Source organism: Prevotella conceptionensis 9403948 (assembly GCF_000312305.1).
Taxonomy (GTDB): Bacteria; Bacteroidota; Bacteroidia; order Bacteroidales; family Bacteroidaceae; genus Prevotella; species Prevotella conceptionensis.
Window position 1 is genome coordinate 233,792 of record NZ_HE999448.1, and the last position, 13,194, is coordinate 246,985.

Below are 13,194 nucleotides of genomic sequence, written 5' to 3' on the forward strand. Positions count from 1 at the left end.
TGGTGCTAAATGCAGTGTGTTTTGGTGCTAAATGGAGTGCGTTTTGGTGCTAAATGCAGTGCGTTTTGGTGCTAAACGCAGTGCAAAACGCTGCAAAATGCGAGACGAAAAGCATAAAAATACGCTGCAATGGTATAAACATAACCTTTTAGAACCATTAGAAACGTGACTGAAAAGGGCAAAATAGTCATTAAAAAGCGGCATTTTAGGGTCTAAATGCAGGTTTTTGGGAGTGAAAAAACAATGAGCCTGGCACCAAATAGAAAGGCAAAATGGTGCTAAATGCAGCAGGTATTCTTAAAATTGGACAGAAAAAGAAATGCCTATGACTGCAACTAGCGGCTAATTGCTTGCTTATAGCCCTTAATTTTCGCTAGAATGGGGTGGCAGAAAGGGTGTTGTTTGTAAAATATAATTACTAACTTATTGATATGGTGTCTAGCTGTTGAGCAGATAATCTACCACAGAGTATAAGTTCCAAGCGTATAGCCAAAGGGTGAGCGAGCCAATGGCGATGCGCAGAAAGGTGCGCTTTCGGCCTGTGGCAACTACGAAAAGGGCGGCCAAACCCAAAGGTAACACGTAGGCCCAATGGGCTGTCATGATGTACACCTCGTTAAGACCGAAACCCAATCCCACGTGTAACACCCAGTCCATTGCGGCAAAGGCCAGGGCCATGAGCAACAGTTTGTTGCGCCGTCCCACCCAAAGGCCAGCCACAAAGAGCAGCACCAGCAACCCTTCGGCCACGTAGTTGATGGCCCAACGATAGTGCACAATGACGGGCCTACGCCCATACATGTCTTCCAACAGATGATTGCGATGCAGCTGAATGCTCTCGCCAAAGAGGTTTTCTGTAACCGATTGCAGGCGCGAAGTGCTGATGTCGGTCCACCGCAAGAACCCTTCGCTCGTCATAGGTCTACCCATTTTAGCGGCTGCACCATCGTTTTGACCTTTCTTTGGGGCAGAGTTGGTGGGGCGTGGCGGTAGCTTGGGATTGTTCGGACTTTTCTTTTTCGCCTCTCGCACGGCCTCTTCCCATGCCAATTGGCGTTTTCGGGCCTCCTCTTCGGCTTTCTTCTTGGCCTCAGCCTTACGCTTGTCGCGTGCCTGATGCCGCTTAACTTCGCCCAGCCAAACAAAGCGTTTGTACTCGAAACGGGCAAAAGCCCATATCAAGGCCGAAGGCAGTAGCACGGCAAAGAGTAGGAAACGGGGACGGAAAAAGCGGCGGCCGTTGACGAAAAGTGCCGCAACGAATACTTTTAAGCCATTGTTAAGCGATATGCCAGCCGTGAGAACGAATAGGCAAAGGGCCTTCCACGTGGGCATGGTTGTGGCTTGTTGTTGGTGGTTGGCGGCTACTAAGAGGGTGAGTAGCAGGGCAAAGAGCGAAAGAATGAAGTGGTCGGGTGCGATGGCCGATACGGTGATGTAGCCCAAGGCGAAGAAAAACAGGCTTAGCAGGCGGGTATCGAACAAGGAAAGCCCCATAACACGGCGCAACAGCCTGTGAAGAAACATCAATGAATAGAACGCGGCGAAGGTTTGCAGCGCAGCCACAACGAAGATGGCGCAGTTGATGCCCGTGAGCCACATCAGACCTTGGTTAATCATGTATGGCACATACATGAAGAAGGCTAATAGGGGATGACGAAATACGTTGTAGCCAGCTTGCCAATCGCTAACCACAACGTAAGTAATGGGATCGAAGCCTGAGAGGTGGAAGTTGCGAATGAAAAGGTCCCAATATTGGGCTTGTATAGGCGTGAACAGTGCGTAATAACGTGCGATGAGCAGGGCGTGTAGCCCCACGACGATGGTAAGCAAGGGCGCGCCAACGACCCATTCCTCGCGTTGAACCTTGAAGATGGCAAATAAACGTATGCCGTTGTGTTTGAGAAAGAAACGAACCAGCAGGAAGTTGATGGGCACACAAACGGCAAACATGGGCAAGGGCGCGAGCGTTTTGCTTACGCCAAGGTCGACAAAGAGGTTGAGTGTGGCCATCTGCAACAGATAGTTCACCACATGAGCCACGGCAAAACCTGCCCAACGGCCAGGAGTTGCGTCTACACGGAAGGTATAACGCATGCTGGCCCAAAGATTAAAGGCAAAGCTGAGGAGATAAGCCACGGTCATGGCCAGATTGTGGTTGACAAACTGCAACCCTACCCAATAAGAGGCGTATTGTATGGCGGTGGCCGACAGGCCTACGATGCCAAATCGCAAAACCTCGCCTAAGCTTTGTCGTCTATTTTGTTCTGAATGGTTTGTAATGTGGTTCATCCGCATAAGCTAACATTTCTTTGTCGCCTTGGCTGTCGCCGTAGGCCGTGATATAGTATTGTTGTCGGGGGATGAAAAGGCTTTCCACGCGCCGCACTTTTTCTGCTCCATGACAGTTGGGCGAGGCAAATCGCCCCGTCAGCCTCCCATTTTCTACGGCTATTTGGGTGCCGATAACCTGCACTTGTGGCAGTTGGCGAAAGAAGGGTAGCACCCAATTGGTGATGCTGGCACTGACAATCAGCACGCTTTCGCCCCGTTGGCAGGCCGTTTCTATGGCCTTTATTCCTTGTGGGCGCAGTATGTGTGCGTTGTTTTTAGCGAACGATTGGCAGTGGGCATCGAATGTTTCGAGCGTCATCCCTTTGAAGAAGTGGGCGAATAGCCGTTCTTTTACTCGTCCGTTTGCATATAGATGCAACTTCATCAGCACGATCAGGGGCAGGTAAAGCCCAAATCCCACGAGCATTCGCCACCTTCCCACAGCGTGGGCGATAAAGGCGGGCAGGGTATCGAGCGTGGTTAGCGTGCCGTCGAAGTCGAAAAGTGAAACGCGCATGGGCGTTGTAGAATTTGTAGTCATAATATAATCGGTCTCATCTTTAAAGGTGAAAAGGTGAAAAGGTGAAAGGGTGAAAAGATGGCTAACGCCTTTAAAAGGTGAAAGGGTGAAAGGGTGAAAGGATGGCTAACGCCTTTAAAAGGTGTCTAGCGGTTTCTAGGTTTCTAGTTCATTCTAGCTTTCGGACAAGTCGGACAAGTCGGACAAGTCAGACAAGTCGGACAAGTCAGACAAGTCAGACAAGTCAGACTGGTCGGACTTATCCTATTAGCCTAACACCACCTATACATTTGGCTTAACTCCATAACTCCTTAACTCCTTTAACTCCTCAATTAACTCCTCAACTTACCTCCTTACTCCCTTTACTCCTAGTATATTATCAACAGAAACGCCATGATCCACGCCACCACAATGGCTTGCGTAAATCGGTCGCGGAGTAGTATTTTGGTAGGGTCGCCACTCACTTCGTCTACCACTGTGAGCTGCATGTAGCGCAAAAGACCCACCAAAACGAAAATGCTGGTGAGGTAAAGGTAGGGTGCATGGAACCGACTAACCACCTCGGGCGACACCGTGTACATGATGTAACACACCAAAGTAACGGTACCTGTAATGGTGATGGCTTGGTTTACGAAGGTGATATTGTAGCGTATGGTGTTGCGGCGAGGCGGTTCGCCCGTCTCGTTCATGCGCAAAACGTCGTCGCGCCGCTTGGCAAACGACAGGAAAAGCGCAAGTAGGAAGGTCATCAACACCAACCAATTGCTCACCGCTACGTTGCAAGCCATGCCGCCAGCCAATATCCGTAGCACGAAACCAAAGGCCACCGTGCACACATCTATGATGGCATGGCGTTTCAACCATAGGCAATAAGCCATGTTAAGCAAGAAGTAAAAGGCCACGATGCCTGCCGTTTCGCCTGCCCGTTGGGGTAGGAAGAACAGCAATAAGGCCGACAACAACACCAAGACGGCCATTAAGGCATAGGCCGTTGGCACACTTACCGCGCCCGATGCAATGGGTCGGCGACATTTTACGGGGTGTCGGCGGTCGGCATCTACGTCAACGATGTCGTTGAAACAATAAATAGCCGATGCCGCGCAACTGAATGCAAAGAAAGTAACGACGCTTGCGATGGCATCGTCGGCATTCAGCAGTCGTCCGCCAAAGAACATGGGAATGAGCACAAACCCATTCTTAATCCATTGTTGCGGACGAATAAGTAAGAGCGTTTTTTTCATCTTTCAAATCGCTTTGTTAGTTGTTCCATCCCCTTGTTTAGCAGCCATGCCAAGGGAAACGTGATGGCGAAACAGGCCAAGAACGTGGGCCAATAGCCCCATTGCAGCCGCTTTATGTACACCAATACGAAGTGGGCGTGCAGCAGATACATTTCTAGGCTCACGGTTCCAACCAGTCGCAGAAAGCGTTTTATGCGCTGCGGAACGGCCGTAAGCCAGTTGGCCAATAGCAAAACAAGACTGAACGTGGCGGGGATGTAGAGCATCCGCCCGATGAAAAGCGGAAAAAGTCCGTGCCTTGTCTGCTCTAAATAGATGTCTACGCCAAGAGAGAGCACCGCGGCAGCCAGCAAAAGCCAAACGCTTTGGGAGCTGAGTGTTAGTCCTTGCTTTACCAGCGCACCGCAATTGATGCCGATAAAGAAGATGGGAACGCGGCTCCAAAATATCTCGATGTGGCCAACTGCATCGTGTATGGGACTTACCCATTGCACGGCCACGCACCAAACAATCATCAAAACGGGCAACCAGCGGTAGGCAGGATGGCGCGAAACGAGTCGCACATAGGCGGGAGCGAAGAAGTAGAGCATCATGGTTGCTGGTATGTACCAAAACGTTAGCTCATCGTGTAGCCAGAAATCCCAGTTCACCAACACGTCGCCCGCCAGGTCAATCACTTCTTTTGGTCCTTTCGCTCCTTGCCAAAAGAGCGGCACATAGTAAAGACACGCCACGAGAAACCACGTGGGATAGATGCGCAGATAGCGGCGTGTGAAGAAACGTTTGAGCGACTTGTTGCCTGTTAGGGCATACCAAAGTCCCACGCCACTAAGGAAAAGAAACACGTCGACACCGATGTTTCCCATACGCCAAAGCCCATAGAAGGGCGACAAACGGGGCAAGCTGACATGGAAAAGCACAATGGCTATCATGGCCAAACCCATTAGTTCACTTCGATGTAGGCTGATGTTGGCAAAGCGGATGCCGTTTGTTGTTGGGGTCATTGGTTGCGGATGTTAACGTTTGGGTAGCGGAATGCGCCGGATAAGCTTGTCTGTCACCCATGCTAAAGCAACGGATGCCACGATGTAGAGCAGCAATCCGAGGTAGGGTTGGCCATATCGCGAGATGGGGATGATGAGCTTTCGGGTGACGGGATGGGTTACAAAGAGAGCCGCCGAGATGCCGCCCATCCAGCACAGGGCGCGATAAAGCCACGCCATTACAGGGGCGCGTGCCAGCAACTTGGCAGTTAAGAGGGTTGCAAGACAAATAATGGCAGGGACAAAAGTCCACCCTAAGAATGTTTGACTGAGGTAATAAATCAGGACAATGCACACCAAAAGGGCGGCCGATTGCTTAACGTTGTCGTCGCCCCACAGCGTGGCCGACTTATGAAATTGGGCATAAAGCAAGCCCAAGCCAAAGGGAAACATGCCCCCCATGAAGTTGTAACGGTAGCGATTCATTACCTCGTCTAGGGGCGGAAGCTGCAATTGTACAATCAAGCACAGGGCCATAAGCAACGCAGTTATGCCCCAATGACGGCGATGAAGCACCAAACGATAGAGCAAATAAAACTGCATCAGCAGCCCGAAGAACCAAAAAGGACCGGGCCAAATCATCTTATCGGGACGGGGTAGCAGGTTGTTGACCATCAATAGCTGAGAGATAACCTTCAAACTGTCGTAATGCCAGCTGGGCGGATTAAGCGTATCCACGGCGATAAAGAGCGCAAAGCCCACCGCCATCATGCGAAACAGTTTTAGATAATGGCTAAACAGGAATTTGCCCGCGGGCACTTGAAGGCCGTGATACTTCTTGAAAAGGCCATATCCGCTGAGGAAAAGGAACACCGGCACGCCATAATGGCCGAAGAACGACAACAAGTGCATGGGCAAATGTGTATCGGGATGCACCAAAGCCTGGTTCATGCGCGTTACGTTTTCGGCGTTAAAGGTGTATTCGTTCTCCTTAACTATCGGACCAAGCCAATGACAATAGTTGTGCAAGAAAAGCCCAATGATGGCCAAACCGCGCATACAGGCATTGATGCTGGTGGTGTTTTGGCCGCCAGTGGGCTTGTTGGCGTGGCTGTTGGCGTGTGCCGTGGCCTGTTGGTGGCTGGTTAGTACAGCGTTTTTTTCTTCTGTATGTTGCTCGTTTTGTGACATAATGACGGGTGTGGGGTTAATGTGCTGCAAGGTGTTGGCCAATGTTTGGCGATGCACTTTGGGGCTTGGGGCGCGGCAATTTGTCGTAATCGGTGGTGCCTTTGAGTATTCGAGGCCGATTTTCGTTGTACTTCGGACTAATCAAGTTGTTCTCTTCGCGATAGCTTTTGGTTTTTATTCCAGCCAGATAGAGCAGCAAATGGGGTAGGGCATCGGTCATAAAACGTCGGTTGCGCGCGTTTTGTATCTGCCGATAGATGTCGGGATGACGGGCGATGTAGGTTCGCGAACACCATATCCAGAAAGGAATTTCGAACTCGTATTTGGCCAAGGGGTAGTCGATGGCGGCCGAATGGTTGCGGCAAACAATGCCGCGGTTTTCCTCGTAGCATTCTTCGCCGTGGTCGGGCATGTAGATAACGATGGCATCTTCGTTTTCAAACTGCTTGACGATAAGGTCTACCACCGAGTCGTTGTATAGCACGGCATCGTCGTAAAGTGCCAGGACGCTGCGCTGACCGGGGGTTAAGTCGGGGCGAAGTGTTTTGTAGTCGGTGCCATTCCATCGCCGGCGGTCGTTTGGCGTGCGGAATTTGTACCCTACGTGCTGCCCAATGAGGTGGAAAATGGTGAGGTTGTGCCGGCCTTCTTGCGACTTTAAGCGTGCGTATTCGCGCACCAGGTCTTCGTCGAAGATGTGCAAACTGTCGTTTCGCGTATCGAACATGGCCTTGTTCAGCGTGGGGTTGTTCAGAAAAAAGCCGCCGCTAAAATCGTAAACGTTTTCTTTTGCTTGGGGCAAAAACTGGTTGGTGATGAACGTTACGTGATAGCCCGCTTTGCGAAACAGTTGGGGAAAGAGCGGATAGTCGCACCATTCTCCGCGGTCGCCCACATCGTAGAGCGAAAAAACGTGCTTGAAAACGTAGCTGGTAAGGTTCCAAGGCGACACCACATCGTTGAATTTCACCAGTTGTTTGCTGCGTTCGCGGCGTATTTGCCGTGGCGTTGTGGGTTGCACATATCCGTATTGCTGCGAATGATGTTTGCCGAAACTCTCGCCGATAATCAGCACGATGTGCGGGCTGGTGTACGTGCAGCTGTCTACTTTTGCCGTTTTGGCGGCTGCAATGAGCTTGTTTAGCTGTTGCGATGCCAATGAGTTGGCATATATCGAGAACATTAAATGGTGCACAGGGTGGTAGCATTCTCCGTGGTTTTGCTCGGTAAGCATGTGTTCCACTTCGCCAACGCTCTTGCCATGCATCAGTTTCCAAAGGGCCACTTTGTTGCCGGCGGTAATGCAAAAGCTCCAAATCAGAATGCCTGTAAAGCCGATGGGGGCATACTTTTTGAGCTTGTTGGCCAATGGTGTGCTGATGGTGGGAAGTTTGCCCGAAAGCTTTTGGCAGGCCGCCTTCAACCACTTGGGGGCGAAACGGCGTAACGTATAGGCCAAATGGGAAAGGGCGAAAAGCACAATCCACCCAAATTTGCTAAACAGAATGCTGAAAGAAAGGTAGCTGGAAAGAAACTCTGTGGCCTCGCGACCATTGGTTTCGCCCACCAAAAGCAACATGGTGGGGGTGATGACGGAATCTAACTGAACGCGGCAAAACACGTCGACGGCCGTCGTTAGGTATAAGATAAGGTATAGAACGCCGCGAACCCACGGGCGGATACGTTGTGGCAAGATACTTAAAAGCAGGCAAAGGGTGTAGAGGTCTGCCAGTAGCTCGGTGTAAAGGTGCCTGTAGATTTTCTCGTTTGCACTGTGGGGGAGGGTTAGCCACGCACAAATCACGCCCAAGAGGTACATCGACACGAAGAACGGCGCATTGATTTGTAGGGGTTTAACCACGTAGCCAAAGATTTTTTTGCTCAATACTGTTAAGGTCATTTCTTTTTAGTTCCTTTTTTCTTTATATGTGTATATTGCCACAAATAGGCGCACAACAGCTTGTTAGGGCCTGTTGTGTGCCGCATGAAACACGTCTGCGCGTTTTTATAAAAACGCGGTGTTGGTTCGTAATGTTATGCAAATTTACACTTTTTATCATTGATAACCGCCAATGTAAGCGTTTAATTTGTTTGGTAAAAGAAAACGGCCACGCGCCCAACCTCGCTCTTATCAACTTGTCAACTCGTTTACTCTTCAACTTAAACCCCCATACAATTAAGGATAATTAAGGCGAGAGAGTTGAGTGGCGAACAGAAAAAACGCTACCTTTACAGCAAAATAATAATCTAAAATTATGCAGAGATTAGCGTTACATATTATATGCCTAATGGGTATGTTTTGCAATTGCAAAGCACAAACTGCGCCGACTTCAACAGACACGACGCTGCAAAACAAGAGCGAGACACAGCAGGTGGACTCCGTGAGAGAGAGCAATACGCCAAGTTATCGTGTGCTATCTGTTGAGAACACCGACACACTGCGGTGGACGGGCAAGGCTTTTACCGGCAGACACAAAAACAAAGGCAATACGTGGCTGATAAAAGCTGTGATGAAAGGCATGAATCCTAATTGGTTGAGGCACGCTCTTTGGGTTACGGTAAAGGATGTGTGGCTGCTTAGAGACGGCGTAGAGAAAGATGTAATAAGCGTCATGGCCTTCAAGTCTGCCGAAACGCGGTGGAGCATCAGTGCTTTTAAGAGAGAAAAATTCATGGTTGAAGAATGCAAAGCACCCTTGTATGCCGTTCCATACTTTATAGACGGCTGTGCTTACATCATCTGTATTATCCCCCCGTCTCAGATAGTGGGTAATGAGGTAAGAACACTAATAGACAGAAAAACTTTGTACGAGGATGTGTTGAAACCACTTATGGACAAGCCTTTCTTTTAATAAGGAGGGTATGGGGCACTCGTACCCGATTTTAAACTTGCAAATCCCAACACTTAAAAGCTTTTGTTGTATTGGTTTTTTCTTTGGAAAGGAGCGGTGGGAACAAGTTGACTCGTAAAGAACGTTTACCGAAAGGCTGCTGTGCTAACGCCTATTTTGCAACAGTTTGTACCACGCCTTTCCCTCGTTGGAGCTACATTTTTGTGCCATCGTTGCCAACATTGTGCGCGTGGTTGCTATCTTGTGTTGTAGCCATAGTTGCAGTTTACTGCCTTTGTGTGCATCTTTCGCCGCCTTGTTCAGTGCCATTATATAGCGTAGTTGCAGGTTGGCAAGATAGTTTGAGGGCATGCGCGATGTTTCGATGTTGTTGAAAAAGGCATCGCAAAGTATGCCTATGTGCTCGTTAATGCCGTATCCACCCCTCTTCGTGCCTTGTTTTAACAGCATGTTGAAGGTGTCGGTACTAAACAAATTGCCGAAAACGCCATCCAGCGACATACTTAGTTCATCGCCCTTACTGGTCAATTGGTTTTCGTTTATTCGCTTACTTTCTAGTCCACTGTCGGCTAGCATGATGTATTTCGTCAACAAACGCATGGCCGTGCGTTTCAACGGCGATGGTTTCTCCTTGTCGAAAGTTTCGGATAAGGCCACCAATTGCTCGCCGTACGTGCCCACGGCATCGCGATAAAGATGCCATAGGGCAAAGCCTTGCTCTTTTTTAAACTTCGCCATGTTGGCTTTTTGGTCGATTTGTGGCATCAGTTGCAGCACGTTGTCCATTATCCGCACGCGCTTGTCAAAGGCAGGCGTATCGCCACTTGCAGCTTGCGGCTTGATGGAAAGGCGTTTTATCAGGTCGACACGCTGCTCGTAGGGCGTGTTCCCTTGCGCCGTGGCGTAGGCATAGGCCACAGCACGCCTGTCGGCATCGCTTAGTTGCAACGCACTTGGTCCGTAATCGGTTTCTGTAGATATGCCCAGCACCTTCGCCACCTGCGTCATTACCCTGCCTTGAATGGTTTCCTGAACAATGGCATCGGTGCTGTTTTCGTCCCAAAAACGCATGTCGAAGTGGGGTAGGTAAAGGAAATAGTCGAGCATCCTGCCCTCCAACACGGCTTTACCCACGTTAATCCAACCGCGTAACAATTCGCCAGAGAGTGGGTGGCACAGCATTTCGCTCGTAGTTTCTTGCTGGCCAAGCTCGAAAGAAACGTACATGCGCGGTTGAGTGATGTCTGTTTGGGGCGTAACCTGTTCAACTTGCAGCGCGTTGGGTATGCCGGCATCGGCCAACGCCTTGTTCCATACCGCCACACCAGCCTTTACCGCACCGATATATTGGGGCGGAAACAGACTGTCGATGTAGAATGTTAGCGGACGATTGAGTGCCCAACGCTGGATGGGCATGTTGTTTTTGGCGGTTGGCGAAGTGCTTTCGGTGGGCACAGTAAGGTTTTCTACGCCCTTTGTTGCCAGCCTTATGGGGGCATAAGTCTGCGGAAGAAGTTGTACGCGACAACTTAGTTCTAATGGAACGCTAGCCTCAGGCAATACAATCATCGAGCTAGAAAAGTTGCCCTCTTCGGCTTGTTGCCCGTGATAACGCCTTATGCGAAACTGCGTTATGCCATTGTTGGCCTTTACATCCAAGAGCGAAGAGAGGTCGGGAACCATCTCGCGAATGGTGTACAGCTCTTGATAGCTGAACCATTGCTTGCCCGTTAGCAGTTCGTTGGTAATGTCGATAACGGCAGCACCAGCCTTTGTGCGCCCCAAAACAGGGTACGCGATGCCTCGGTCGGCCTCATTTTTCACTGCTATCATTTCGCCTTCTGCAACGTTTTTCAGTGGTTTTAGAAGGATGCTTTTGTCATTTGGGGCAACAATTTGCACCACGCCCAGCGACTTTATGGGGTGAGCATTGAAATCGAAACCGCAATTTACTTGCGCACTGATAAGCACATCGCGCCCAATGCAGGCAGTGGGTATCTCCATATATATACGTCCGCTGTCTACATGCACGGGCAAGTGGCCCGCGTATGTCTTTGCGTTTGCCCCCCATAAGGTGGGCGTTGCCGTCGGTAAGGGCTGTGTTGAGGGCGCAGATTGGGCTTGCGCGCTAGTTTGCAACCCATGCAAGGGCATGAGAAATAGGGCTAAAAGCAATGCTTGTTTCTTGTGCAGTTTCATTGTTATGTTGTTATTGGCGTTCTGTTTTGGCGGTGCCCAACACGTTGCCTATGGTGTAATGTAAGCATTTTCATCTTCATTCAAATCGGTCGTTGGAGCCTGCGCGGACATTGTTTGATTGTTGCGTATGTTGTCTGTCTTATTATTAAAGGTATAGTGGACTACATCGAGAGAATAAGGCAGACAAGATGCCCACAGGCAAACGAAAGGTGAACAGGACGTAATGGAAACGACTTAAAACATTTGATAAGCAGTTTAACAAACTGATTGGGGCTTATTTTTAATGTGGGCTAGTGTGTGCAAATGTAGTAAAATTTTGCTTATTACGCCAAGAAAACCTTATATGTCGTTGTCTGTTACAAATGTTTCGTCGTCATAATCCATCACGGGGCGGTCGTTTTCGGTGGCATTCGATACGCCATCGATGAGGAAATCGTCCTCTGATTTGGGCTTCTTTTGCAGTTGTAGCAGTTTATATACCCTTTTCCCGGCAGGTGTTTGATAGTGTATTAAGCACGCATTGGTTTTGGTTATCTTGCTGTGTACGGCGAAAGAACGTAGCCATTGGAACTGGAACTTGCCCGAACCAAGCAGCGGATTATTCTTGATTGTATGGCTTTGCATCTTTTGTGCGAAACCCTTTGTGCAGTATTTGTTCAGCACTTGGCGTATGGCGGCAGGGTTAGGTTGTGGTTGAGCAAGCTCGTTTACGTACATGGCATAGAAGTTATAGAGGTCAAACACATACCCGTTGTATTCTCCTTCGTACGATTCGTTGGTTATTTCAACCTTTCTCGTTTGTCTGTTGGCACAAAAGGCCAAGGTGTATGTATAGTCTTTGGCGATAATTTCATCGCAATACGATAGGCTTAGGTACACTGTTGTTGGGGTTACGTAAACTTCTTGGGGCGCAAAGAGGGTAAAGCTGCTGTTGATGTCTTTGCCTACAAGATATTTAAGGTTTAGCTTGTAGTTTTTAAATACGGGTTTGCCTGCTTTATAGATGTTCACCTTCAAAGAAGTATAGGACATGTATATCTCTGGATAATCAATCTTCTTACCCTCATAAAATTCGCGTACATGTATTTCCCAATCGCCAACAGTGGTGTCTATGCGCGTGGGTGGGTTAGCAAACTTCGAGTAGTCGGTTGTGTCTTTTTCCTCTACATACGGCTGTACGCTGTCTGTTTTTGCGCTAACCGAGTCGTTGCCAGTGCTGTTTGCATCGGCTTTTTTGTCTCCCGAACAGCCCGTTAGCAGGGTAATTGCGATGAGCAAAAGGGTAAAGGTAAGCTTTTTCATTGTTATCTCCATGCGGGTTGGTGCAGCAAGGGCAATATATAGTTAGAAGGAATTGAGTTTAGAAAGTTGTTTGCATACCCCACCTTGCCATCAATGTATCCACACAACAGCATTTGCAGTGCAGCGAAAAGATATTTGTACAGACACTACAAGCACTTTGTAGTATCAATACAAGGTGCTCGCAGTGCCAGTACAAGGTGCTTGTTGCGTGAGTACAAGGCACCGTGTACTGATGCGTAGGCTTGCCTGTTACGCCAAGAAAACCTTAAATTTCGTCGTCTTCTGCATACTCTTCTTCTTCGTCTTGCATGGAGGGCAGGTCGTCTTCGGTGGCATTCTGCACGTCCGAGATGACGAAATCGTACGCTGTTCTGGGTTTCTTTTGCAATAGCAGGCGCTTATACACCTTCTTTCCGCCTGGTATTTCGTAGTGCACGATGCACGAATTTGTGCCTGCCTCTTTGCTGTGTACAATGAAAGAACGTAGCCATTGGAACTCGAACTTGCCAGAACCGAGCAGCGGATTGTTCTTGCTGGTGTGGCTTTGCATCTTTTGTGCGAAACCTTTTGTG

General features: G+C 49.2%; 9 protein-coding genes and 1 pseudogene. 1 reads left to right on the forward strand and 9 read right to left on the reverse strand.

Annotated features, from left to right (window positions below):
- Positions 1 to 438: 438 nt before the first annotated feature.
- The 6 genes from BN93_RS10305 to BN93_RS10330 all read right to left on the reverse strand — a co-directional run bounded on the left by BN93_RS10305 (position 439) and on the right by BN93_RS10330 (position 8,169).
- Positions 439 to 2,298: a DUF6080 domain-containing protein gene (locus BN93_RS10305; RefSeq protein WP_232211163.1), complete on the reverse strand. Its 1,860-nt coding sequence runs from the start codon at positions 2,296 to 2,298 to the stop codon at positions 439 to 441.
- Positions 2,258 to 2,875 carry an HAD-IB family hydrolase gene (locus tag BN93_RS10310; protein ID WP_019188249.1) on the reverse strand — a complete coding sequence of 206 codons (618 nt, stop codon included), beginning with the start codon at positions 2,873 to 2,875 and terminating at the stop codon, positions 2,258 to 2,260. The genes BN93_RS10305 and BN93_RS10310 overlap by 41 nt, the downstream gene beginning before the upstream one ends.
- 347 nt (positions 2,876 to 3,222) lie before the next feature.
- A complete protein-coding gene (locus BN93_RS10315; RefSeq protein ID WP_019188250.1) occupies positions 3,223 to 4,095 on the reverse strand; it encodes a decaprenyl-phosphate phosphoribosyltransferase in 873 nt (290 codons plus the stop codon).
- Positions 4,092 to 5,099, reverse strand: a complete 1,008-nt coding sequence (locus BN93_RS10320; RefSeq protein ID WP_044260437.1) for an acyltransferase family protein — start codon at positions 5,097 to 5,099, stop codon at positions 4,092 to 4,094. The genes BN93_RS10315 and BN93_RS10320 overlap by 4 nt, the downstream gene beginning before the upstream one ends.
- Positions 5,100 to 5,111: 12 nt before the next feature.
- Positions 5,112 to 6,269 carry an acyltransferase family protein gene (locus BN93_RS10325; RefSeq protein WP_019188252.1) on the reverse strand — a complete coding sequence of 386 codons (1,158 nt, stop codon included), beginning with the start codon at positions 6,267 to 6,269 and terminating at the stop codon, positions 5,112 to 5,114.
- Between the two features lie 16 nt (positions 6,270 to 6,285).
- Entirely contained in the window at positions 6,286 to 8,169 is a 1,884-nt protein-coding gene (locus tag BN93_RS10330) for a phosphoethanolamine transferase (RefSeq protein ID WP_019188253.1), read from the reverse strand.
- Positions 8,170 to 8,524: 355 nt separating this feature from the next.
- Between BN93_RS10330 and BN93_RS10335 the strand changes: the two genes are divergently transcribed.
- On the forward strand, positions 8,525 to 9,121 hold the full coding sequence (locus BN93_RS10335) for a hypothetical protein (protein ID WP_044260439.1): 597 nt from the start codon (positions 8,525 to 8,527) through the stop codon (positions 9,119 to 9,121).
- 144 nt (positions 9,122 to 9,265) lie between these two features.
- Here the strand turns inward: BN93_RS10335 and BN93_RS10340 are convergent, their stop codons facing one another.
- The 3 genes and pseudogenes from BN93_RS10340 to BN93_RS10355 form a co-directional block, all read right to left on the reverse strand.
- Positions 9,266 to 11,320 carry a hypothetical protein gene (locus BN93_RS10340; RefSeq protein ID WP_084768775.1) on the reverse strand — a complete coding sequence of 685 codons (2,055 nt, stop codon included), beginning with the start codon at positions 11,318 to 11,320 and terminating at the stop codon, positions 9,266 to 9,268.
- A gap of 339 nt (positions 11,321 to 11,659) precedes the next feature.
- Positions 11,660 to 12,622, reverse strand: a complete 963-nt coding sequence (locus BN93_RS10350) for a hypothetical protein (protein WP_019188257.1) — start codon at positions 12,620 to 12,622, stop codon at positions 11,660 to 11,662.
- 265 nt (positions 12,623 to 12,887) lie between these two features.
- Positions 12,888 to 13,194 (reverse strand): annotated as a pseudogene (locus BN93_RS10355) (hypothetical protein); the annotation flags it as partial.